The sequence below is a fragment of the Xenorhabdus griffiniae genome, assembly GCF_015163655.1.
Taxonomy (GTDB): Bacteria; Pseudomonadota; Gammaproteobacteria; order Enterobacterales; family Enterobacteriaceae; genus Xenorhabdus; species Xenorhabdus griffiniae.
Window position 1 is genome coordinate 103,732 of record NZ_JADEUF010000001.1, and the last position, 22,896, is coordinate 126,627.

34 protein-coding genes are annotated in these 22,896 nt (G+C 38.5%); 7 read left to right on the forward strand and 27 right to left on the reverse strand.

From position 1 onward, the window contains the following. Window positions 1–225: 225 nt before the first annotated feature. The 12 genes from IQ211_RS00535 to IQ211_RS00590 form a co-directional block, all read right to left on the reverse strand. Window positions 226–621: an acetyltransferase gene (locus IQ211_RS00535; protein ID WP_189757985.1), complete on the reverse strand. Its 396-nt coding sequence runs from the start codon at window positions 619–621 to the stop codon at window positions 226–228. Continuing rightward, a complete protein-coding gene (locus IQ211_RS00540; RefSeq protein ID WP_189757984.1) occupies window positions 615–3,425 on the reverse strand; it encodes a conjugative transfer ATPase in 2,811 nt (936 codons plus the stop codon). Before IQ211_RS00540 ends, IQ211_RS00535 begins: the two co-directional genes overlap by 7 nt. Continuing rightward, window positions 3,422–3,838, reverse strand: coding sequence for a TIGR03751 family conjugal transfer lipoprotein (locus IQ211_RS00545; protein ID WP_189757983.1), 417 nt, complete (start codon window positions 3,836–3,838; stop codon window positions 3,422–3,424). The genes IQ211_RS00540 and IQ211_RS00545 overlap by 4 nt, the downstream gene beginning before the upstream one ends. Before the next feature lie 11 nt (window positions 3,839–3,849). Then, window positions 3,850–5,304, reverse strand: a complete 1,455-nt coding sequence (locus IQ211_RS00550) for a TIGR03752 family integrating conjugative element protein (protein ID WP_189757982.1) — start codon at window positions 5,302–5,304, stop codon at window positions 3,850–3,852. Continuing rightward, window positions 5,294–6,193, reverse strand: coding sequence for a TIGR03749 family integrating conjugative element protein (locus IQ211_RS00555; RefSeq protein ID WP_189757981.1), 900 nt, complete (start codon window positions 6,191–6,193; stop codon window positions 5,294–5,296). The genes IQ211_RS00550 and IQ211_RS00555 overlap by 11 nt, the downstream gene beginning before the upstream one ends. Then, complete coding sequence (locus IQ211_RS00560; protein ID WP_189757980.1) at window positions 6,194–6,844, reverse strand: PFL_4703 family integrating conjugative element protein; 651 nt, start codon at window positions 6,842–6,844, stop codon at window positions 6,194–6,196. It abuts the gene before it with no gap. 14 nt (window positions 6,845–6,858) lie between these two features. Continuing rightward, window positions 6,859–7,209: a TIGR03750 family conjugal transfer protein gene (locus IQ211_RS00565; RefSeq protein ID WP_189757979.1), complete on the reverse strand. Its 351-nt coding sequence runs from the start codon at window positions 7,207–7,209 to the stop codon at window positions 6,859–6,861. A 16-nt stretch (window positions 7,210–7,225) separates the two neighbouring features. Then, window positions 7,226–7,597 carry a TIGR03745 family integrating conjugative element membrane protein gene (locus tag IQ211_RS00570; RefSeq protein WP_189757978.1) on the reverse strand — a complete coding sequence of 124 codons (372 nt, stop codon included), beginning with the start codon at window positions 7,595–7,597 and terminating at the stop codon, window positions 7,226–7,228. A 14-nt stretch (window positions 7,598–7,611) separates the two neighbouring features. Next, entirely contained in the window at window positions 7,612–7,857 is a 246-nt protein-coding gene (locus tag IQ211_RS00575; RefSeq protein WP_189757977.1) for a TIGR03758 family integrating conjugative element protein, read from the reverse strand. Then, on the reverse strand, window positions 7,857–8,183 hold the full coding sequence (locus tag IQ211_RS00580) for an integrative conjugative element protein, RAQPRD family (RefSeq protein WP_189758074.1): 327 nt from the start codon (window positions 8,181–8,183) through the stop codon (window positions 7,857–7,859). The genes IQ211_RS00575 and IQ211_RS00580 overlap by 1 nt, the downstream gene beginning before the upstream one ends. A 247-nt stretch (window positions 8,184–8,430) precedes the next feature. After that, window positions 8,431–8,724 carry a hypothetical protein gene (locus IQ211_RS00585; RefSeq protein WP_189757976.1) on the reverse strand — a complete coding sequence of 98 codons (294 nt, stop codon included), beginning with the start codon at window positions 8,722–8,724 and terminating at the stop codon, window positions 8,431–8,433. Window positions 8,725–8,774: 50 nt separating this feature from the next. Beyond that, a complete protein-coding gene (locus IQ211_RS00590; RefSeq protein ID WP_189757975.1) occupies window positions 8,775–9,350 on the reverse strand; it encodes a recombinase family protein in 576 nt (191 codons plus the stop codon). Window positions 9,351–9,665: 315 nt separating this feature from the next. Here IQ211_RS00590 and IQ211_RS00595 point away from each other — a divergent pair, with 315 nt between their 5' ends. The 6 genes from IQ211_RS00595 (at window position 9,666) to IQ211_RS00620 (ending at window position 11,823) form a co-directional block, all read left to right on the forward strand. After that, complete coding sequence (locus tag IQ211_RS00595; RefSeq protein ID WP_189757974.1) at window positions 9,666–9,857, forward strand: hypothetical protein; 192 nt, start codon at window positions 9,666–9,668, stop codon at window positions 9,855–9,857. A 132-nt stretch (window positions 9,858–9,989) separates the two neighbouring features. Then, entirely contained in the window at window positions 9,990–10,289 is a 300-nt protein-coding gene (locus IQ211_RS00600) for a fimbrial protein (RefSeq protein ID WP_189757973.1), read from the forward strand. A gap of 52 nt (window positions 10,290–10,341) precedes the next feature. Continuing rightward, window positions 10,342–10,584: a hypothetical protein gene (locus IQ211_RS00605; RefSeq protein WP_189757972.1), complete on the forward strand. Its 243-nt coding sequence runs from the start codon at window positions 10,342–10,344 to the stop codon at window positions 10,582–10,584. Window positions 10,585–10,685: 101 nt separating this feature from the next. Further along, entirely contained in the window at window positions 10,686–10,943 is a 258-nt protein-coding gene (locus tag IQ211_RS00610) for a hypothetical protein (RefSeq protein WP_189757971.1), read from the forward strand. A 217-nt stretch (window positions 10,944–11,160) separates the two neighbouring features. Further along, a complete protein-coding gene (locus tag IQ211_RS00615) occupies window positions 11,161–11,511 on the forward strand; it encodes a hypothetical protein (RefSeq protein WP_189757970.1) in 351 nt (116 codons plus the stop codon). A gap of 72 nt (window positions 11,512–11,583) precedes the next feature. Beyond that, on the forward strand, window positions 11,584–11,823 hold the full coding sequence (locus tag IQ211_RS00620; RefSeq protein WP_189757969.1) for a hypothetical protein: 240 nt from the start codon (window positions 11,584–11,586) through the stop codon (window positions 11,821–11,823). Between the two features lie 91 nt (window positions 11,824–11,914). Here IQ211_RS00620 and IQ211_RS00625 read toward each other — a convergent pair whose 3' ends face one another. The 8 genes from IQ211_RS00625 to pilL2 are packed head-to-tail and all read right to left on the reverse strand — an operon-like array spanning window position 11,915 to window position 18,463. After that, on the reverse strand, window positions 11,915–12,682 hold the full coding sequence (locus tag IQ211_RS00625; RefSeq protein WP_189757968.1) for a TIGR03747 family integrating conjugative element membrane protein: 768 nt from the start codon (window positions 12,680–12,682) through the stop codon (window positions 11,915–11,917). Beyond that, entirely contained in the window at window positions 12,654–14,807 is a 2,154-nt protein-coding gene (gene traD / locus IQ211_RS00630) for a type IV conjugative transfer system coupling protein TraD (RefSeq protein ID WP_189757967.1), read from the reverse strand. Before traD ends, IQ211_RS00625 begins: the two co-directional genes overlap by 29 nt. Beyond that, complete coding sequence (locus IQ211_RS00635) at window positions 14,804–15,370, reverse strand: restriction endonuclease (RefSeq protein WP_189757966.1); 567 nt, start codon at window positions 15,368–15,370, stop codon at window positions 14,804–14,806. The genes traD and IQ211_RS00635 overlap by 4 nt, the downstream gene beginning before the upstream one ends. After that, window positions 15,370–15,888: an integrating conjugative element protein gene (locus tag IQ211_RS00640; protein ID WP_189757965.1), complete on the reverse strand. Its 519-nt coding sequence runs from the start codon at window positions 15,886–15,888 to the stop codon at window positions 15,370–15,372. Before IQ211_RS00640 ends, IQ211_RS00635 begins: the two co-directional genes overlap by 1 nt. After that, complete coding sequence (locus IQ211_RS00645; protein ID WP_189757964.1) at window positions 15,885–16,451, reverse strand: transglycosylase SLT domain-containing protein; 567 nt, start codon at window positions 16,449–16,451, stop codon at window positions 15,885–15,887. Before IQ211_RS00645 ends, IQ211_RS00640 begins: the two co-directional genes overlap by 4 nt. Window positions 16,452–16,463: 12 nt before the next feature. Further along, entirely contained in the window at window positions 16,464–17,186 is a 723-nt protein-coding gene (locus tag IQ211_RS00650; RefSeq protein ID WP_189757963.1) for a TIGR03759 family integrating conjugative element protein, read from the reverse strand. A 9-nt stretch (window positions 17,187–17,195) separates the two neighbouring features. Next, complete coding sequence (locus IQ211_RS00655) at window positions 17,196–17,879, reverse strand: hypothetical protein (RefSeq protein WP_189757962.1); 684 nt, start codon at window positions 17,877–17,879, stop codon at window positions 17,196–17,198. Beyond that, window positions 17,876–18,463 carry a PFGI-1 class ICE element type IV pilus protein PilL2 gene (gene pilL2 / locus IQ211_RS00660; RefSeq protein ID WP_189757961.1) on the reverse strand — a complete coding sequence of 196 codons (588 nt, stop codon included), beginning with the start codon at window positions 18,461–18,463 and terminating at the stop codon, window positions 17,876–17,878. The genes IQ211_RS00655 and pilL2 overlap by 4 nt, the downstream gene beginning before the upstream one ends. 465 nt (window positions 18,464–18,928) lie before the next feature. On the opposite strand from pilL2, the gene IQ211_RS00665 reads away from it, so the two are divergent. Then, window positions 18,929–19,201 carry a hypothetical protein gene (locus IQ211_RS00665; RefSeq protein ID WP_399477578.1) on the forward strand — a complete coding sequence of 91 codons (273 nt, stop codon included), beginning with the start codon at window positions 18,929–18,931 and terminating at the stop codon, window positions 19,199–19,201. A gap of 102 nt (window positions 19,202–19,303) precedes the next feature. On the opposite strand, the gene IQ211_RS00670 is transcribed toward IQ211_RS00665, so the two are convergent. From IQ211_RS00670 to IQ211_RS00700, 7 genes are all read right to left on the reverse strand, one after another. Continuing rightward, window positions 19,304–19,594: a hypothetical protein gene (locus IQ211_RS00670; protein WP_189757960.1), complete on the reverse strand. Its 291-nt coding sequence runs from the start codon at window positions 19,592–19,594 to the stop codon at window positions 19,304–19,306. A 14-nt stretch (window positions 19,595–19,608) separates the two neighbouring features. Then, window positions 19,609–19,935, reverse strand: a complete 327-nt coding sequence (locus tag IQ211_RS00675) for a hypothetical protein (protein WP_189757959.1) — start codon at window positions 19,933–19,935, stop codon at window positions 19,609–19,611. Then, window positions 19,932–20,396, reverse strand: a complete 465-nt coding sequence (locus tag IQ211_RS00680; protein ID WP_189757958.1) for a hypothetical protein — start codon at window positions 20,394–20,396, stop codon at window positions 19,932–19,934. The genes IQ211_RS00675 and IQ211_RS00680 overlap by 4 nt, the downstream gene beginning before the upstream one ends. Before the next feature lie 96 nt (window positions 20,397–20,492). After that, window positions 20,493–21,563, reverse strand: coding sequence for a DGQHR domain-containing protein (locus IQ211_RS00685; RefSeq protein ID WP_189757957.1), 1,071 nt, complete (start codon window positions 21,561–21,563; stop codon window positions 20,493–20,495). Window positions 21,564–21,634: 71 nt separating this feature from the next. Continuing rightward, on the reverse strand, window positions 21,635–21,925 hold the full coding sequence (locus IQ211_RS00690; RefSeq protein WP_189757956.1) for a hypothetical protein: 291 nt from the start codon (window positions 21,923–21,925) through the stop codon (window positions 21,635–21,637). A gap of 191 nt (window positions 21,926–22,116) precedes the next feature. Next, a complete protein-coding gene (locus tag IQ211_RS00695; protein ID WP_189757955.1) occupies window positions 22,117–22,605 on the reverse strand; it encodes a single-stranded DNA-binding protein in 489 nt (162 codons plus the stop codon). Between the two features lie 11 nt (window positions 22,606–22,616). Continuing rightward, complete coding sequence (locus IQ211_RS00700) at window positions 22,617–22,820, reverse strand: hypothetical protein (protein WP_399477574.1); 204 nt, start codon at window positions 22,818–22,820, stop codon at window positions 22,617–22,619. Between the last annotated feature and the right edge of the window lie 76 nt (window positions 22,821–22,896).

Genomic DNA, 22,896 nt, shown 5'->3' on the forward strand with positions numbered 1-22,896 from the left:
AATTTAAAATATATAATTCCATGATGAACTGTATGGGGGTACGATTCACCATAGCCATTTTTGTAGACCTCTGAAACTCCTATAATTAACAAAAACACTCGATCACAGTCATAAAAACTGCTAATTTAAATAGCGTAGTTTTCATAGAATTAGTTCACCTTACTGTTTAATTTAATGATATGAAGCTACATGGTGAGTCGTATGGGGGTACGACTCACCGCTTTGCTATTCTTTCATCCGTTGATAGATCAACAGGATCAAATAGATTGCATCTGTTGTATCTGCTACATGAATAAACCATCTAGGATGCTTGTATTCTTCTGGCTTGGGCCAATAATGTTCGCCGGACACAGTTATCAAAAGGTTAACATCGTGCCCTTTTCCATCTTCTAAGTTAATTGAAATACAATTACTTTTTCCTATACGATGCGGGTGACAAGTCATCAAATATACATTTTTCAATCTCCGCCGTATTTCCGTTAATAAACGCCCCAAAGAGCGAACGTTTTCCTCAGATATAGAAGGGCATGACTGTGGTTGACAATCAAAGACAGAAAATAAATTGATATCAGAATCAGCTTTACACCTAGTCATGGGAACACGATATTTCAGAGTTAACATTCAGATATTACCTCACCAACACTACATTCACGAGATGGCAAACCGCGAGCTTTATCCAACTTTGCAGCAACTAAAAAAGCGGCTTCCAGTTCACTGCAATTGTGTTTCTTCATTAATTCCCTACGTTCTGCCTTTTCTTCTTTTTCTGTCATTCCCAGAGCCAAAAATAAGCTTGGCGGCACAACCCTAAATAGTGCTTCGACTTTTTTCGACAATACCACTCCTTCAGTATAACAACGTGGGAGTTTACTGGCGGAACGTAAGACAGCTTTTTGATCCTCACTCAATGTCTTAAATCGAGCGATATTCTCTATTTCTTTTTGTGGCATGGTGAGACAGACCCACCATTCCGCCATATTGAGCATCTTAGCGGCAATACTAGGGTAGTCTTCTAGGTTTTGAGTAGATAACCATAACCAAGCCCCTAATTTTCTCCACATTTTTACAACCTTAGTCATATATGGGGATAACAAAGGATTGGTAGTAAGAATATGGGCTTCATCAACGACGAAATTAATATCGCGTTCTAAATATTGATCTCGTTCTGCAATATTATTAATAGTATTAATTAACGATACCATTGTTAACGCCATCGCAGCTTCATACCCTTCACGAGCTAAATGAGCAAGGTCAATCAAGGTAATGTCAGCTTCTGGCCAAGCAACACCAGGCTGATTAAAAAGTTCGCCTTCAAATCCTTGGGTAAACAGGCTCATTGCTTCCGCCATCTCAGCAGCACGGGCACGACGGCGGTTATCACGGTTAACATCACTAGAAATTTCATTAAGAGCACTTTGCAAATCTTCAGCAAGCATTTGCCTTTTTTGCTCAAAGGTATTTTTCGCAGCCAATAAAATGGCTTCGCGGATCATTCCCCTGTCCGCTCTGGTTAACCGTTTTTCTTCGTCGGGTTCACCTCCTGTGATCATCATGCGGGCGGCAATCTCCATCTCCCCTAGAATATCGCGTTCTTCATTTTCTTCATCAGCATTAATATCTGGTAAATCTTCGAGTTCCAAAGAAGCAATATCTGCTTGTAGCAATTTATGCGCATCAGCAAATGGAGGTAAGCTCACTTTAGAGCCAGGCTTAACACTAATTTTATGAACACTAAGTCCCAGACTTTCAAAGTAGTCAGCCAGCAAACCGAAGCTATTTCCAGCTTCAGCAATAAATAATCTGGGGCGATGCACAGCTACCAACTGTGATAACACAGAACATAATGTTGCAGACTTTCCTGCACCTGTTGGGCCAAATAACAACAAATGAGCGTTTTGCGAACGATCATTTTTATTCTGCGGATCAAATGTCAGAACATCACCACCACGGTTAAAGAAGGAAAACCCAGGGTTTCCTGTGCCAGTTGAACGCCCTGTAATGGGTAACAACCCAGATAAATGTTGAACCCACGATAGACGGGTATACCAATGCTTTTTATCGAGTTGTGGATTAAAACACATCGGCAAGGCTCTTAAATACCCATTAAGCGGTGCAACATCATATTCTGGTTTAACCGGTTCTAATCCAGCCGTTAGTAAGGTGGATGTAATTTCAATACGTTTACGATTCAACTCCTCAATATTATTTGCCCGTAATAAAAAAGACAAAGAAGCTCTGTATAGTTTATGGCGCCTTCCTAAATATTCTTTGACTGTCTTTACATCTTCCCGGACACGCCCTGATTCAGTATTCTCACCAACTGCATTTTTTGCTAGTTTTGTAAATTTTTCTTCCAATGTATCTTGCGGTTGCACAACTATAGTAATAGAAACAACCGTTCCTTCTGGAAATAGATCCATTAATGTATTAATGTTTCTATCTCCACGCCGCTGTTCTCCAGTTAAAAGCCCAGGATTTGGTGCTTTCCTCAGGCGTTCGACGTTAACTACTCCATGTGCTTTATTATCAAACCACCAGACTCCGTTCGTAGTATCTGAACGGGGCGGGGTAAACCACAATGTTTCAGCGAAATCATTATGTACTTCTAGGTTGTTTGGTTTTTCATCCTGCTTACCCCAATATGCTCCCTCCCGATACAGTACCTGTTTATCTATCCAGTCAGGTTCTGGGTTAAAAAGACGCAGCAACCAATCATGAATTTGATAACCATTCTGACGAACACAAACAATACCTGCATTTCCCAAGGCGCTGCTTAAACGATCACATGTTTGGTTCAACATGCCTATTGGTGGCATCGGGTCGCGGGGATTTTTTCCTAACCAACGATAAATTACCATACGAGTACGGCGTTGCTGTCCGCGCCATGGTTGCCCTGTTACTAACGTATCATCGAAAAGCCCCTCTGGACGTGCAATACCCTGTAAGTGGTTTTCAGTTTCACACAACCACGCTTCAGTAAATTTCGTACCTTGAGCCGCAGGGCGAACATAATTGCGTAGCCTATTCAAATAGGCTGTTACATTACTTTCATCTTGGCAAAAAAACTGAACAATCCAAGGATTTTCATCATACTCTTCAAGGCTATCCTGCAACGCGTCTTCAACAGTATCCCTTATTTCTTCCAGACGACTTTCTGGTCGCCCTTCTGTTGGTGCTGGCTCTATTGCATATACGGCTCCTACTGAAATACCGTCATCCAATAACAAACATTGCTCATCATCTAGATATTCAGCCCATGGCAAGTAATCAATAATTGATGGATTGGCGTGATAAAGTTTTTTCTCATCTGGTAACGTCATTTTTTTTGGTCGTTTTAATGGCTGGCGTTCTTCAATATTAGAATCATCTTGAACTGGCTGTATTTTTATTGATGGCTTTTCTTTTTTACTGAAAAATTTCATCATAGCGTTTCTACCCTTTCACCTGGCATTGCATACTGCACTTGTTGGTAAAACGAAAATACAGTGCTATACCCTGGTACGGGTAAATTCCCTTGAGATAGGTGAGGGAAAACATACATAACCATATCTGGATTAGGTAAGCGGGGGAATTGCTGACTGATTTCAGTTTCCTGTGTACGAGAATAAGTGTCAGGCAGCATCATTTTATTTTCTTGTCCATACATCTCCAAAGGCCGTAGCTGAGTATTTCGAGCTTGTTGTATCAGTTGTCCACTCGATGCCTTTATACCAGCTTTACCCTGCCAGATTTCTATCATGTTATGTTCGCCAGCAGGCATCAATTTCTCTTTAGAAGTAACGCACCCCATTAGAAGTGTTGAGGCAAAGAAAAGAACAGTAAATGTTTTTAATTTCATGTGTTTTCTCCTTAATCCAATTCACTTTCCATATCACCAGCTAAGCTGAATTCATAATTTACCTTGCGCCCTTTGCCTTCATAATCAATCGGGATTTGACGGGTAATATGCACAGCAACTGTTTTACCTGGCGGAACGTAAACGGCATCAAACGTTTGCCCATAACGAGATTTCACCCAGTCAGCGACATCCTTAAAACCTCCGCCAATCGCTTTTCCTAAAGCTGCTTGTCCTGCGTCTCCTGTAAGCGCTGACGTTATTCCGCCACTACTATTAGTTTGATTTGTAAATTGGTTCTGCGAAAAAGCATCTCCGGCAGAGGCTGCTGCTGTTAAAGCAAACAGCGTCGGTAAATATGTACCCGCGTTAGTCTTGCGCTCACCGCTGATACACGGAATACCGCTCTCATCAGAAAGCCAACCAATCGCACCACCATTATTGCGCCCACTGTTATTACTGCCATCAGTGCGGTTGCTGGGCTGTGGAACAGTGCGAACAGTTCCATCAGCAAAAACAAACGTAATTGATGTAATATCTCCACGAACACAGGAAAGTGTCCAATCTCCGGTAGCTGTCCCACTTATCACAGCACCTTCTACATCTGGTAAATCAATTCCATTAGCAGTTAAATTATCTTTACCAACGACCACCTTGAATGGATATGGATCAGTTACTTTTCCATCTATTGGAACCCTGCCGAGTAATGCAGTCATTGCTTGGCTTCCGACTAGTGTAGAATTTTCTGGTAATGTATAAGCAGGTTCAACACCCTCATCAATAGTTCTTTGATTTTTAGCTGTCCTATCTAATTCAGCTTTTTGACGAGTAATTTCATTGTCTTCTAAAAATGACATAGGATAAGTGGGTTTGGCTGGATAACCACTTGTATTATTACTTGGGTCTACTGGTTGAGCGTCCTGGGGGTCTACCCAAAGAACACCTCCTTTATAAGACACAGAAGACTCTCTTTGTTGGTCTAATCCCAAACCAATTGGAATATCACTTGATGAATTTGTAGATTTATTGCCTAAATTGAATGAGTCCCCTAAATTTTCCAATCGTGCCATTAAAGTTTGCTGTTCTGTCTGTAATGCTCGCTGCTTTCTATCAGCTTCTTCACGAACTTCAATAACCGCAGCATTAATTTGGCCTGATATATCTTGGCTCTTTGTCCGTAAATGTTCATTTTCTGCGACTAATTTTTGATTCTGTTCATCTAAAATATTTTGCTTATCACGGACTTTTTTCAACGTGCCAACCAACGTACGTAAAGTATCTTCTGGAGTATCACCTTCAATACCCAATGCTTTCAGTTCATCAGCATCTAAATTTTTCAGCGACTGATCTATATTCTCTGTAGATGATGTTGGCTTATCTGCCCCACAGCTCTTAATGCCGATGAGGATAGCAACCACCAAAACAGATGGAACTAGCACTTTTACTAAAGTATTAGATTTAACTTTCATCGCTGGCTCCTTTTGTTTTATTTTTAGATACTTTTTTCGACAAAACAGGTTCAGCAATGAAGGAATTCTCTGGCTTTCCTTTCATCACCAGATACAAAGCTGTTGTATCTTCAGGTGTACCAGTTGGCCCTAACCATTGATGCTGAAATGTAGCTGTCAGAAATTGACCTTGTAACATACGAGGATCAAGCACGACTTTTTCGGTAGTCAGGTTAGTGAGTTTCAATGCAACGACAGTTACACCATTAGCACGCCACCCAGCTAATGGTATTACTTGAATACGAGCACTTGGGTACAATGTCGTAATACATTTAGACAACGATAACGGTATAGATTGGACACCAGGGACAGCTTCAACGGTCCGTAATGGTGCATATAAATTCTGTGCCGCATAGCGTGTTAGTAGCGCTGGGAGTGGAGCACTATAGGAAGCCTTCTGTTTTTTCTTATTTTGGGCATTGGTATTACTCGGACTCTGATTGTTATCTCTTGAAGAACGCTGCTGTGTTACTTCTCCTGAATAAACAAGCCTAATTGGTTCCAGTGTTCCTTTATTAGGTTTAGTAGTTACATCTAATAGAATAATTTCACCGTTTTGCACATCTTGTAATTGCAAACGAGTCGTTTGAAATTCTCCCTCTGCTTTCAAATACACAGTTCCGCCAGTACTTTGAACACGCAATTTACCATTCAGCTCAGGTGGAAAACCGACACGAACATTTTTTTCGACAAAAATAATTCGTTCCACTCCAACGTTAAGGTGAACTGGTAACGGAATACGCTCCCACTTCACAAGCTCTACCGCATTCGCTGTAGTAGACACCACTAATGAAATTGCAGGTAAAATTAATGATAAAATCAGAAGTGCCGATGAAGAGTAACATTTCATTTATTTATTCCTCTTAGCGTCTTGGGCTTCAGAAATAGCTTCTAAACGCTGCGGTATTCCATCATAACAATCTAAAGCCAATCCAAATGGGTTCGACTCTTGATCTCCTTCCCAACGAGTTACTTTAATCGGGTAACGTACAACTGCACGTTTAACTGGCTCTGCATGATAATATTCATCAACAACAACATCTAATTGAACTATCCAATTATCTCTATTTACAATAGAGACTTTATTTTCACTATATCCACGACCAGGAATTTCATATATAACCCTAACTCTATCTCTTAACTCTCCAATATCAGTACGATATTGTGCTTCTTTTTGAAAGAAAGCCTTACATGATGGAGTTAAATAAGGTGATAGCATTTCAATTTTTTTAGGGAAATCCGTCTCCCCATCCTTAGCCCAGGCATTAATTTGTTGGAAAATATAAAAAGTAAAAGCATATACTGTTGAATCAGGAATTTCCCACCATGCGCGAGTACTCCCCGCCCGTAAATCTGGAGGGTTATGAATAGTCAAGTTACGAGGGGCACTGAACCACCCTCCAAATGCCACGAAAAGGAGTAAAATCAACACACAACAAATAACACGTAAAGTTAAAATATGTTGATCACGATTTAATAAGGCATGACGAAACTGACTCATAATTTACATTCCTTTTATTTTGTTCGACGTAATGACCATGCCTGATCATGGACAATTAAGTTAGTAGCATCTCCCATTCCCCATTTCCTTTTAATCAAAGCTAATTGACGATAAATATAGTTTTCTGGTTTTCCTCTTTTAAGGCGAGTTAGATATCTTCCACCAAAAAAAACCACTAATAAAGGTATAATTAAAATGAAGGTTGGGATAATTACCCAACCTACTAAAGGAACGAAAAATAAACTAATTACAAAACCCACAACTGAGCCAAACAATGCAGCCAAGCCCAATTCAGGCATAGTAAGACCCCGATAAACAACTGGTTCAGAATTTAATCTATCCGGCATAAATTGTATGGTCTGCATTTCGATCTTTTCTCTATTAAAAAATAACGCTTGCTGATTTTGTAATAAGCCAGATAACAAGCACAAGCAAAATAACACCAACTACCAAAATACCTGCAAATTTACCCCATCCAGCTTTTTCATCACGAACTTCCTGAAATGTCTTTAATGCTGCGCCAGCAACAACAACAAATGCACTTGCCGTTACAACTAACCCTAATAAAACGATCCCATCATTAAAGTATCCAGTTAAATCTCCCAAAAAGCCACCTTTACTACCTGATGTTGGAGGCTCAACTTTTGGCAAAGCTGCTAAACCAGGCGTAGTAACGCCCATTGCTCCCCAAAATATCAATGCCCACGTTACAGAACGTTGTTTAACCCGGTTAAGTACCTTTTTTATTTCCATAAAGTTTTCTCTCACTAATTAATAAACATCCAAATACAAATCAATATAAGAAAAACTGCCCTGATACAAAATTGAGTTAGAACAACCTCACGAACTTTCTCATTAGCCCAACCTTTATATACATCCACCATTCCCCATGCAGCCCATATAAACAGAAGCGCAATTAAAAGACCGATACAAAAAATTTCAAGTGAAAATGGCTCTATACCTCCCCCGCTTCCCGCTTTAAAAGCTTGTTCCTGGACGCTATCCATCGCCATTAACGTTGTTCCTTACGGTAGTCACCGCTAATTTGATATTGCGATTGAATAGGAATGATAGGTTGTGCTCTTGACGGTTCTAAATACCTACTAATTCCTTGGCGAATAATTTCAATGTCTTTAGAGGCTTTTAAATAATCAAAATAAAAACGACGACTGACGTCTTGATTTGCTAAAGTTCTAGCACGCTCAAGACTCGCTTGGATTTGTTTAAGTTGTTTCATCGTTAATGCCAACTCATCTTTTTCTGCCGCCCATGCAGAATTAGCAAAAAAAGAACTTAGAGTTAATATTAACGTAATTGGTGCTGGAGAAAACAAACGCATATTCATAACCTCTTAGCGAATTACCTTTGCGTTTAGGATAAATTTTTTAAAAATAAATTCAGCAATAAACTCTTATTAGAAAAAATAAAAAATTGAATTTTTCTATCATAGAATAAACGTAGCCTGGTAGTAGGCTACGTTTACTCAATATGGGTCGGTGATTGTTATAAGCGGAGGTAGTTATAGTGGGAAAATCGCCAAATTCACCAAGGTAACGTAATTGATTTTCTTATTTTTTATAAAGTTATCAACGAGTATAAAATCCATCACAGGTACGGAAGAAATCTATAATCAGGTTTTTCAGATCAATCCGATGTGTAAGCATAAGCCTTCCACTTCCCAATTTATCCAATAACGTACATGCCTCAATTAAGTCAGCAATTTTTCGTGCTATTTCTGCGCTACCTTCTGCGGAATCACAAAAATGCCGATTATCAATGAACTGTTCCATTTCTTGGATATCCAGAATTTCATACCAAACACCGTTTGGTAGTCCTATTGTTAATTGGTTGGTTTTTTTATCTACTAATGATACGGCCACAATAATCCTCCCGCCGCAAGAGCTATAGCGTAAATGTAATTCATTTGTACTTATTTAGTAGCTAACTTTTTATGCCTATTGTATATAGTCTGCCTACTCACATCGTACCGCCTAGCTATGTCACCTATCGTAAATACTTCTGATGCAACTAATACATCGATTTCTTTGATTTGATCCGCTGACAAGGAAGGTGGTCTTCCTCCAATTCTTCCTCTTGCTCGCGCAGCGGCTAAACCTGATAGAGTCCGTTCTCTGTTACGATTGTGCTCAAAATTAGAAAAAATAGCTATCAATTGTAAATATAACTCGCCAGCAAATGAACTGGTATCAATGTTCTCTTTCAGGCTTTCAAAATTAATTTCACGTAATTGCAAATCTTCCATTAAGTTGACTAAATCGCGTAAGCTTCCCCCTAACCGATCTAATGCCCAAACTACCAGTGTATCACCAGTGCGTAATGCTCTTAGGCAGTTATCTAGTTCAGGGGTTCCCGATTTTCGCCTACGTTCACCACCTCGCGAAACCTGTTCTTGATATACTTGTTCACAGCCTGCTTCATATAACGCATCAATTTGATGCGCCAAATCCTGTTCTACTGTTGACTTCCGAGCGTACCCTATACGCATACTTTCCTCTTAGTTATACACCTTTATTAGACATAGATAATTTTACAGGTTTTTTGACATTTTTCCTGAAGAAGAAGTCCCAAACTAAAAAAGTTTGAAGCATGTCAAAAAAATCATGGTTTTTTTGACATTTTAGAATAAAGCATTTTGCTTTATCATGTTTTTTACTTTATCATGTGTTTTGCATGATAAAGAAAACTAACTATAGGAGATAGCAACAGGTACAAAAATGCAGTCTATTCATTGAATATTTTGATATTATGTAGACTGTATTATAAATTAGCTGAACTAAAATGTTCATCAAAAGAGTACATTATGGAAGTTTATAGCCTAGAAGATTATATAAAAGTTTATTACCAAGGAGTAAAAGCAGAGTTCGCACGTAAACAGGGGGTATCACCCCAACAAGTTAGCCAATGGATTAAACAAGGTTTTATAGTAACAAAAGATCATAAATTGTATTCTTGGCGCAGGGATTTAATAAAGCCACTAAACAATAACAATTAAAAATAAATTACTTTAGGGAGTTTTTATAGAAAAAAAACAAGTAGTGAAATGATGAGTTGTACCCCCATACGGCTCATCGTGTAGTTTCATGTTATTAAATAAAAAACCGAACAACAGTAAGGTGAATAACTTATGAAAACTAGGCTATTTAAATTAGCAGCTTTTAAGGCTGCACTCATTTCATCTTTATTAGTAAATTCAGTATTAGCTAATTCTGGCACTGTTCAATTTTCAGGTGAAATTGTGTCCCCTCCTTGTGTAGTGCATACCAAAGATGAAAAAGCTGAAGTGCGTTGCTTTATTGAGAATAAAGAAACAATAAAAGCAGTAAACCCTCAAACATTAAAAGGAGTATTGAAAACTAATCAAAGCAATATTTCCGTTAACCGCCTAAGTAAAAATGTAGCAATTTTAATTATTACGCATCATTAGATGGCTGCATAATACGGAGGTTTTTTATTACCTGAATATAGGAAAAACAATAATGAGTGAGAAAATAAAAGTAGTAATTTCAGCGGAAGCTCGCGTTCATTTTAGAAAAATCGTCGAAATGGATGTAACTGACTACGATAAATATTGGGAGCTATTGGATTCTAATAAGCGGAACAGTGAAATTGATAGTGAGTTAGCTGGAATAGTATATAAATATGGTTTTGATACGCACGCTGACCGCATTGAGGACAATGACGAATTAGGAGAAATTCAATTCGATGCTGTGGATGAATAACAGGAGGGCTTATGGAGTTGGTTAAATGTTTCGATAGGTTGCCTGCCTGACTGATTTAGATACACCAGCTTTTGGCGGGCAAAGGGACGTCATGTCCGTGGGTGACTGACGAAGAGCAAATGATTTTAAAAACCGTGAATAAAATGAAAATAAAAGGAAATTTAAAAAATTGTCCTAAGTGTGAAAGTACAGCGGGTTTTTATGTGTTAGTAAAAATAGTTCGACACTCATCAGACCATTTTAATTTTGATGGGGAATATTTAGATAACACTAAGATTTGGGACACCATTAAAACAACACAAGAAAAAATAGCATATTGTAATCAATGTAACTGCAAAATAGGTATAGCTAGATCTTAATAGGGGGGTAAAATAAGTATCGAGAAATTAGCTGAGTTCCAAAAAACCAAACCTGTAGCCTACATGGTATTTGATGAAAAATATAGCGAAGTTCTTGCATATAGAACATGTGAACAATTGGCAAATAAAGCGGCTGAAACTTATAACTTATCACCAGGATATTGCTGCAAAGTTATCCCACTGTACAGCTATCCAGGAAAATAAATAGGACAGAAAAATGATGAATACCACATTTAATATAAATAAAAAAGAAGCTGAAAAATACCTTAAAGTAAAACCAGAATTTTTTAATATTGAACAGTTAAGAGATTGGGTGACAGATATCGTTGCATTAAATCTTCAAAAAATAAAGTTTCCAGAATCCGGGATTACAGTGAACATCACTGAGCTGTATCTAAATCAAAATCAAATTGATGTAACCAGAGAGGAAGCCGAAAAATACCTTGAAATAAGACCTAATTTTTTTAGCGTTGAACAACTAAAGGATTGGATAACAGATAGCATCGTACTAGTCCTTCAAAAGGTAAAATTTCCAGAATCAGAAATTACAGTAAACATCATTGAGTGACATAATAAAAGAGACGGCGGGGATGCACCCCCGCCGTAATGATAAAACCATATTTTATTATGGAGACTAAAAATGCCACATAGTTATTGTATCAGTAAAAAAGCATATCACCAACAACCCACTAATCTAGATAACCCACGACTATCTGATTTACCATTATTAAGTGTTGAACAGTACGAGGAAATCATCTTTAAAAGACCGATGATGATTGATGGTATAGCCAACATGATGAATTTAGCTATGGTATACCAAAAATGCAACAAACGTTTTATCACTAATGACAATTTTGTTTCGGGGGGAAACACGGTATAAAAGAGTAAAAGAACTGACGCGCCTAACGGCTTGTCTGCTGACTCAGGCAGGCAAAAACAAGTTTTACCTGCCTGAGTCCAGCTCGATCTAACTACAAATACTTTTTAAATGATGCCGTCATCACTGTAACCGCCGTCCCTAACAAAATTGCGGCTGGTAACAGCAATAAATTGGGATATACCGCAGAAGGCCAGGACAGATAAGTCATACATGGCACATAAAAAGCAGGTTTCACAAAACGCTTAGCGTGATGATAAACAAAACTCGATTCATACCCCGCCCCGTAACGCCGTAGATCCCGCCGACCCAGCCCTTCAACCATAGCAACTAAAAGTACCAGAATAAACAAAGGAATGGACAAAACTAAGATGGTGACTCTAATCAGGAAAGTGACGGTAACAAAAACTGATGCCAGAAGATAAGATTTAAGTATTTCAAATGCCTTTTGGCTCCAACCGGTTAACTCCCTAACGATTCCATTATTGCTTGTTGCTTGTTCCTGGTAAACGCTTTGGAACCAAGCCATAATTCCACTATCTACAAATAGCCATGTATAAACAGACTCAATACCGTAGCTAAGAGTTTGTGAGGGGGAAGACATGAATAAGCTACGAGTAAACTCTGATGATAAATACCCACCTTCAGTTAGCATAACTTGCCGACTATGTTCAGCGCCTTGTTCTGACCAAAAAAAAGCGATTCCTATCCACTCAATAATGCAGCTAAAGAGTAATGATGCTAGCAGCATGCCAATCAGATTCAGAGGAAAGTGCCATAGCACTTTAGCAAATACACCTGGTTCCTTTACTGGGCGGGAAGATTCTGAAACACTAGGCTTTACCTGTTGATGCTGAGCCATTTCCCTCTCCTTCATCATCTTCTGATAACTGAATGGTTACTTCTTCCTGCATATCATTAGATATTCCACTTGCAGACCACCAAGAATCACCTGTGCGATAATTCTTACGCATATACTCTTCTATCTTTTTCAGGTTCTCCGGCATTAATACATCATCTTTACCATCAGGAAGAGGCATTCTAATTTTCCATAATTTTCCCCCCTCCAATAATGCGAACGCTTGCCCTTTCGGTAACCTGATGATATCGGCTGGAGTTAATACGGGTTTAGCCACCATACTCACCCTATCTTGTGTATTAGATGTAAAATCGCTTCCTTGCCCTGGATTAGAAATATCAGTAATACCTGATACCAATGTCTTAGTGTATACATCAACTTCTGGCAACTGCTCAGTAAGCAATTCAGCCGTGGCCTTTTCCCTGACTCGCAACATGATTAGTGTATTGAAGTTCCCAGTTACCTGAGCTGATTTTGCCGCGTTCCCAAGGCGGGCTTCTATATCAGACCATGTTTGTGTATATGCTGTAACCTCAATACCAGCACCACCGCTTTTATTCAATAATGGAATAAACTCATCGCCCATTAATTCGTTGAATTCGTCACAATGTAAGCTAATAGGTAATTTTTTTATCTTATCGCCGTCGGGTAAACCGTCATGTACTCCAAATTTATATATGTGCCCAGCATATGAGACAAGATCCGCAAACATTGAATTGCCTACTGCCGCCGCCACTTCAGCATCAGACAAAGCATCAAGCCCGATATAAACGATGCCTTGTTTTCTGATAACCTGTTGCCAATCAAACATTGGACGAGGATCACTCATATCATCATAATCTGGTGATAAAAGTGCAGCAGTTTTTCCCGTTGTTAGCTTTTCTAGCAAAGGCAGAAGAGAAGCTACGATCTTATCAAAATAAGTACGGTCATAGCGTATAGCACTGCGTAAACCGTCCAGAATGGGATCATATAATTTTTTTCCCTCTTCTGAAGTTAAGGCCAATTCAATAGCCCAGATAGCTACACCAGTTGGATCACTCTGCATGTGGCGAGGAATATCATTTTCTGTCAATACATTCTTCGCATTTTCTATTTGCGCAAACAAAGCAGGCAATCTTTCTTCAATGATTTTTAATGAATAAGTTTGATAAAGTTCGCCAATGTTAGTGACATAACGCAAAATCAATCCGTAATCAGGGCGTTGTCCTAGTGCAACCAGTGCCCTAGCAACAATATTCACAAATCTCCATGCAAATGCACGAAACGCCGCACTGTTACCTTCCCCTGATAACTGCCCCGCAACCCTACTTGCTACCTCTGAAACACGTCCAAATCGCCCTACGGCATTGTAACGGGCGCTAATATCAGGCCAACCCAAATGAAAAATATAAAGTTCTTCACTGCGCCCAGCACGGTGAGCTTCAGCCCATACACGTTTTAAAAGATCCGCGTCTCCTTTTGGATCGAATACAATAGTAACATTGCCACGTCTAATATCTTGTGTAATCAACAACTCTGCTAGTCTTGTTTTACCAACACGAGTCGTCCCCAATATCAAAGCATGGCCTACACGTTCGCGTAAATCCATAGAAACATTAGTTTCATCTGGTTCTATACCGTGTAAAACCGGATTACCACCGACTGGCGGTAATGGGCGAACCGGGTTAAGTATGCTATCCGACTGTAATAAGCGACAAATACGCGGGTAACGAAATTCGAAACGTTGTTCAAATTTTCGTGCTAATTGGTAATGTTTCGGCGGTTGAATGTAATGTTCAACTTCAGGGCGCTGTGTCTCTAATAACCTCTGTGTGTGTTTTTGTAGCCATATAAAGCCCTTACCTAAAAACAGTCTTTGATTACTAATTGGGATTTGGTTTGATGACATAATATATAGCGGTAACCTGCGTAAGTTACACCTATAGCGTAAAACTCGCCATCCTTGATGGGCACGGATAGTAGCAAAACAGGCAAATGCTCCTGCTGTTACATAACTAACTGACGGAGCCAGCGCCACAGCCCAGGGAGCAACTACACAAACATAAGCAGCCCCCATCGCTGCAATAGCTGAATTAAATTCGACGGCCGGACGTAATAGTGCCTCAATAACATAACGATCACTCATAAAATGAAATCCCCAGACAGTAAATTTAACAACCGCTTTCCACTGATAATATAGATTGGGTAATTAATGCTGTAATAAATACTTTTTCCCCCAGTTCTCCCTGCATGAATAAATAAGCCTCCACAGTTCATTTGTTGCAAAATTTCGCCGAATTCTTCAATGTGTTTAGGATTAATCGCCTGACTATATCTTTTAGCTTGAATAAGAAAGCACTTGCCTTTTATCCAAACTTTCCCATCTATTTCTCCACCTCCGCTATAGCTTTTATTACGCTTAACTTTAAAACCCTGCTTCTTAAATGCCAGTAATAACAACTCTTCAAATACATAAGGATTAATTTGTCGTAAATACTTTAATCGACTTCCGTCATTTCTAAGACTTGGTAGCTTTTTCAAAACCTTCTCTGCTGTTTTATAATAGCTACGATGTCTGGTTGATTTTTTAGAAAAAAAATGTTCAGTAACATGGTTAATAATCAAAACAACACAAATAAATAAAATACCCAGCAATAAGAAAAACAACGAGTTTTCAACCACCGCCGCATGTAAAGGAGTCGGAATCATTATGGAACCTGCTGAGTTAGCCCCGTTTCAGTGATCAATACAGGGTAATGTGTTAGTTGCAATCGAATGGCTAAATCACTACCGGATATAGGGGAAATTACACCTTCTTTATAAAGGTGTTTTAACTTATAAAAAGAATCAGCGTTATCAACGTTGACTACCATCCCCACCGCATTTAATGCCTGTAATTTATCAGCATTCTGGCTCAACCAAGTTAGAGATAGTTCATCATCACCAACCAGAAATAATGCTCCTATTCCTGGTAAATTTAAAAGCCGATTTTGTACTATCCCAGGAACCATTTCAGGTGTTTTTATTGGCAAAACCATCTCAAATGACGGTAATTCTGGAACAGCCTTATTAAGGGGTGACTCGCTCCATTCATTTAGTTCATTATTTATCGCATCAAAATAATAGGAAGTACTGTCCCCTCCAAAATCAGCAACTACTTCCAACTCTGATAAGGCTGTGAAACTTATTGCATACAGTAATAAAGCAGAAATTAATTTAAGTTTCATTGTGTTACCTTTGGTTCGATCCATACCACTTCGGCCATTACCGGAGCTAATGAAGATAATTTTTTCTTCACCCCAGACTTATACCTATCAGCTGGGGCGCCACCTTTAGGATGGTGATAACAACCAGCCGCTTCTACCCAGCTTCCTGGATTAAGTTCATAACAAAAACGTAATATACGGGCTGCTACATGGAGGTTGGTATAAGGATCAAATGCTTCCCATGTAGAAGAAAAATGGTGTCCATTCCAACCCCAATTAACTTGTGCAATTCCAATATCAATTCTTTTCATAGAGTGTGTTTTAGAAAAAGTTTTTAATGCTTGCCATGCTGCTAAACGGGTTTCATAGCGATACCCCTTACCTGCTACATTAATCGTCCATGGCCATGGCCTCACTCCTTGAGGTAATTTGTAAGAAGACTCAGCTAAAGCCAGTGAATACAACATTTCGGGTGGTACTCCTTCAGTCTGAGCTACTTGGCGATAGCCTAGGGGTACTTCCTGCTGATTTGCCGTGCAGCACGAGGATATAAACAACACCCCATAGAACCATAGGTGTTTCATAATATTCCCTCATTAAAATGCTGCGACTTGCCAGCCACCATTAGAATTTTGCTGTAAAACAATTGGCATTCGCATTTCGCCGTATTTCATCCAACGCCCTTCATCATGATTTAATGTAATTTCTTTTGCTTTCACTCGTTCAATAGGAATTTTTTTTGCATTCGCCCATTCTCGAATACGGCTATCGTCACCTCTGCTATCAACAACATAAATATCAACAGGGCGCCTCTCTGCTAGAATAGCAGCTAACCGAGCATCACATTGTGTACAATCATCTATACGAACAAATAGCGCTAATCTTCCTTGTGTATCATTCGCAATACCCGCAGGGCTTCCTAAATTAACAGGCAAAATGCTAGGGTATAAACGTTTCCAAGCAGCATCCACTTCACGTTGAAAGCGCAGTTCTTTTTCAACACGCAGATATTCTTGCTGAACCCATAGCTCAGCCAAACGCTTACGTTCTGCATCGCTTTGTGCTTCAATGCCTAAAACAGTTATCGGATCTAACCCTGGTGATTGAATTCCCCTACGACCTTTCATTATTCCCTGATAACGAGTGTAATCTTCTGTATTGAGTCCCCAATCTTTTCCGACGTTCTGTGATTTTAATTGGCTCAACACTTCTTTCAGGACGTTCTCCGTAGACGTTGATACAGAATCATTTTTCTCTGCCACTGCACAAGGAACAATCCCTAATAGGAAAACCGTTAGTGCAATATTTTTCATTTTCATGTGGTTACCTTATTTAGCAGGTAGTATTAGTGAACGTCCTTTCGAAGTAAATTTAGCACTTTCACCAGACATATGAATCAATTTCCAGCCTTGAACTTCTTCACCAATATCAATTAACTGGAGCTGTGACAGGGACGTAACATTATTAGGAACAACAACAGCAAATGCGTTTCCACCTCTGTACTCGATGCCAGAAAAAGTAAAGGGCACCTGTGACTGAGATAATTGGCGAGGTTTATCACTGGTACTTTTATAAACAGGTCTTATTGTTTTTTTGGCCTCTGAAATACCAGATAACTTCTCTTTCAAAACTTCTAATTGTTTTTCATATTTTTTCTGACTACTCTCCAATAAAGACAACAAACTTTCCATTTCCTGAAAACGGACCTCCCAATTTTTGGAACGAGAATTAACCTCTTCTATTTTTTCGCTTAAAAATGAGAGTGTTTTGCTTTGTTTATTAATACGCTCTTCCAAAGCCAAAAGTTGATTCTCCCACTGTTTCTTAAACTGAGAAAATTCACCTTCATTGATCAATTTCTGCTGATTTAACTCTAAAGATTTAAGGCGGACATCAACCTCAGACATTTTTCCATTCATATTTGAATCTTTTTTAACAAACATCAACACAATAAAAACAACAAATAAAACTAATACCAAGCATAAAATGGTTTTCTTTATTGGAATACTCATTTTTCTAACCATCCCCCTTTATTTTCTCTTTTTTCAAAAGTCTGTTTAATATCAACTAAAGGAGTAGAATTAGATGGTGCAGTATCGGCTACTTGCCATTGATATTTGGGTCTTAAACTGTGACATACAACACGCTGAACATCATCTACGTCTAATTTCCAAGCAGCTCCAGCCAACAGTTGCAATGCAACATTCAATTGCACTGGTCCTAATTGATAATGGGGAGCTGGCAAAGATTGTTGATAAAGCGTGTTAACTTGCCCACTTACACTACACAAGCGATACCCTGATTGTCGTAAAGCATAACGCATTGCCTCACCAACAGTAACAGTCGGTTTTAGTGAGTTTGGCATCCTCAATTGAACCACTTGTTTTAGCGGATAACGTTGTGCTATTTCTGGGGAGGTATCAACTAACAAATAACGATCATAGCGAACTACTTCGGGAGAGGATTGGTAAATATCAGGAAATTCAGAGGATACGTTATCTAAGGAAGTAGCCGGAGGTGCCACGGTAGCAGTTTGTTGCTTTACACAAGCCGTCAGAGTAAACGGAATTAATAACATTAGGGATAGTTTTTTCATGATCCTTTATCCTGTTCCTATATAAAATATGCCTAACTTTGCTTAGGAATGGGATTAAATTCAACAAACAACTCTATCTGAAAAAAATAAAAAAAATCACACAAAAAAATTAATTTCAAATTGTTCGCCATAACCTTCCAATAAAATATTTAGCTCATACTCCATTTTTGCTAGCATCATTGTTAATCTATTTCTTTGTGAATATTGCTACCATAACAGGACATAATAGAAATATTTGGTACTGATTGCTCACTTTTAAAGTTTTGCCATGTGTCCAGATCCTCGTTTTTGTCCGTTCTAACCAGTACAACGGAAGCTGTTTTTTGTTGTAACATGACAGCAGCTATTTGAACCAAAAACAATAATCATTGCTTAATTTATTTTTAATAGGGTCATAGTTCATGAGCAAAGTACCAGGATATTTTTATGGATATCGAAGATTTGCCGTAGACAGAGACTGGTTGCGTGAGCAGGAAGAACTGCGTTATCAGAAACGAACAGTTTGAAGCATGGTCAAAAAAATGGATCACTATCACCCGACTTAAACAAGATCGTTTGTGGACTGACGGCGCGATTAAGCGTTGGCTGGGTCAGCCCCAAAAACAGGGTAAATACAAGGTGTTCTCGGTTGAGGCGGTGATAGCAGCAGAGAAATTAAAAGAATTTCAGGAATGGCGACAGCCTCGGATTGAAAAAATGATCGCCCGTTTCAACCACTACATGCTCCCGTTTGTGTAAGATTCGGCGCACCTCAATGCTACTGGAGACATCATTGTCAATCCGCCGATCCCCCTTCACCCTGCCAAGCCGTCTTTTAGCAGGCTGTCTTCTATTTTTTTACTATTCTGTTTTGTCACCTCTATAAACAAAATAAAGAAATTCTTGCAAAATATCACAAAGCTTACTATGGTCATCAAAATGTGTTTGTGTTTGTGTTTGTGAGCATAGTTTAAACGCAATTTTATTCCATAGAGTAAATATTCCTGTAGCTATGAGATAATGCTCTTCGGCAAATCTTTTATTAGCTTTAGCATTAGCATTAGCTTTAGCTTTAGCTTTAGCTTTTGTAAATTGTTCCATTAACAATTGCTCAGTGATTATTGTAAAATTAGTATAATCAGATTCTTTCATATTCATTCACCTATTCAATATCTTCTAAACAAAAGGAGAACATCTTCCGATAATTGATAATTTGATTTGGTATTTAAACGGCTTTTTCTCTCATGATATATAGTTCCATCCGGCGTTATATGCTTAGTCATTAAAATACCAACTTTACTTAAACGACTACATAAACTTGACAAATTTTCCTTTGTAGCTTTAGTTACATTGGCTAATTCATCAATGCTAACCAAGTTCACACTACCATCATCATCACATTTATCAAGCATATAAAAAAGTACCGCTATAGCAGTTCCCTTTCTGCCCGTGTGGGAAAAAATTTCACCAATCTCTGAAAAGCTAAATCTCATGCAAACTTACCTAATTTCTTCTCATACCATTTGACAACGTTAAAACGTTCCATTTCCTCAATTGCAGCACATAACCACCCTGTAACCGCAACATGAGAAGCAAGACGCTGAGGCAGCAGCATAAGTAAGTCTGCTAGCTGTGTTGATTTATTCATTGTTAAAAATAGAGTTGCGAAACCTGCCCACTCTTCATCGTTTGAAGGCATCCATTCGGACTCAAGTAACATTGACAATGCTGCTTTAGCCGCCCATAATGGAGTTTCGACTTTTCCTATATTCCATGATGTTAGAGTTGTACCCAATACTGATTTATCACGTCTGATAAAACCATTTGTAACAGCAACTTCAGTTAATCGCATAGCTCCCTGGGCAGCAGATAAGTCCGTCCCCATAATCCAAATTTTAACAACCTTAGCCCGAAACGATCTGGACATTGTAATTAGTGGAGTTTGATTTATCATAATTCAACCTTGTTTTTTAACTGTCGACTAGTCTTCTTACCAGGTTCTGACTGGTAGGCACATTTACGTTCCTGCCAGTCATATGAACTTAGTTAATCAGCAACCAATATTGCAATTGATAAAACTTAATAAATGACTCCCCGCTGCACGTTGCGACTTTAGATCAGCTCTGATTGTTCCACGCTCAGGGTCAACACAAATACCTTTCCAATTTTCAATACGAAAAAATGCATCACGTTTAGTCTCATTCATTATACATGCGACCCCATTGATTTTAACAATAACATCTTCAATACACTTCTCCTCCTTCAACAGCTCACATACAGCAAAGGAAAACGCATTAACTAATACACCATGAAATGTTATGTGTCCTTTTCGGTAATCTAAGCTGTGAACTTTACTATGTCCCTCAGTCAAACCAGTCAGGTAGGCCCAAGAACTCCATATTGCAACAGCTTGAGTTTTAATAGTTTCTGATAAAATGTCTTCAGTAGGTACACAAAATATACGTTTAGTAGCATCATATAATGCTTTGAAGCTAATTAGCATATTGCTTTTGCTAGGAATAACGTTATGTTCATAATCAACCCACTCAGAAACAGCTTTAATTTCTTTTATCCAATATCGGGTTAAATGGCTGTAATCCTCACGATTATTATACGCAAGATTAATTGCAGCTGAAGGTTTTGACGCATTACTATTAATATCTGAAAAAAATTGTTGTCGTGTTTCAAGATCTAAATTTTCAGTAAGTGTTATTGAAATATAATCATTAACATCTCTCTGTTTGCAAAATTCAATAATTCCATACGCCCTATGTTGCCCATCAAATAGAGTAATATCGGCATCCATTGGAATTTTTAAAATTCCAATACGTGTATCATTTCCCACTTCGTCAAATTCAATATCACTGTCAATATTACCAACAAGAGGAGGAAGAATATAAGGGATTTTATTATCAAAAGATTTAATCAAATACTGAGATATTTTTTTAGCTCGATTTTTATTTAATTCTCTTTGAGAACGTGACATTACGTGCTGACTATTATCAAAAGCAAGCAAACGTTTTAGTTGCCTCATAGGAATAACTAATGAATATTGTATTTCACTAGCCTGAAATGAACGAATGGCAGGAATATTCCAAGTATATTTTTTATTTTCCAACATAATATGTTTCTCCTGTGAGAAGTGCTGCCGCGAAATATGTTGCAGTGGCCTTCCACTGCAACAAGACGTTATCAAAAATTATATACTACTTTGAAATCTATACAGTTTGGCATTAATTGCAAAATCTGCTGAACACTAACAACATTATGGCAGCAATAGTTTGCACTCATAATATCCTCAATGGCCCTAAAAAGATCACAGTGACCAACCGCCCTAAACAGATCCATAGGATTAGCGCTATAACTACCTACAGGAACCCATAAGTCGCTATTAGCTCCACTTAACACAGAATGATTACAGAAATGGATTGAAGGTATCTCATTTTGTACAGCCAAATTAACTATAATAGATTTACGGGACATAATTTACTCCTATGAGAATGGCTTTTGCCAGGTGATCAAAAACGGCCTTCCGTTCTTGATAGTTTAAGTATACAACAACACGAATTAATAAATCAATATTGATTATATAAAATAATAATAAAAAATGCATAAAAATTTCCCCCGAACTAACAGGGGAAATTACTATTCTATCGTGAGTCCGCAAGTCACCGTCAAAATGGAATATCATCATCGAAATCCATTGGCGGCTCATTGTTCTGTGGCATAGGTGATTGAGCCGAACAAGATGGAGCACTACCACTGAATTGCTGAGAGACTTGTGGCTGCCCCCAATTCTCCTGTGCCCCACTACGATTGCCCAACATCTGCATTTTACCACCAGTACTTACCACAATTTCGGTAGTGTAACGATCTTGACTGCTCTGATCTTGCCATTTTCGAGTTTGCAAAGATCCTTCTATATAAACTTGTGAACCTTTTCTGAGATACTCACCTGCAACTTCAGCCAGCTTTCCGAAGATCACCACACGATGCCATTCCGTTTTCTCTCTTATTTCACCAGATTGTTTATCTCGCCAACTCTCAGATGTCGCCAGAGTAATGTTTGCCACTACCCCGTTATTATTTGGCATATAACGGATTTCTGGATCTGCTCCCAGGTTTCCTATCAAAATAACTTTGTTAACGCCTCTTGAAGCCATAATATTTCTCCTCAGATGTATTCGCGTTGCGTCCAATTTCCTTGTTTTAGAGCCTTAGATGCAATTTTATCCGATTTGAAATATTCGACGGACTCCCGAGACACAGGTCCTTCTTCATTCACCGTTCCAATATAATAACCAACACGGCTATATAAAACCTGTAACGGTAAATTTTGCCCTGCAAGTTTTGCAGCAAGCATACCAGTTTTCATCATAGCATGTTCCTTTATTGATAAGGCAGAAACATACTTCCCTGAAAGAAATATATTTTTCCCAGGGAAGTAAAATTAT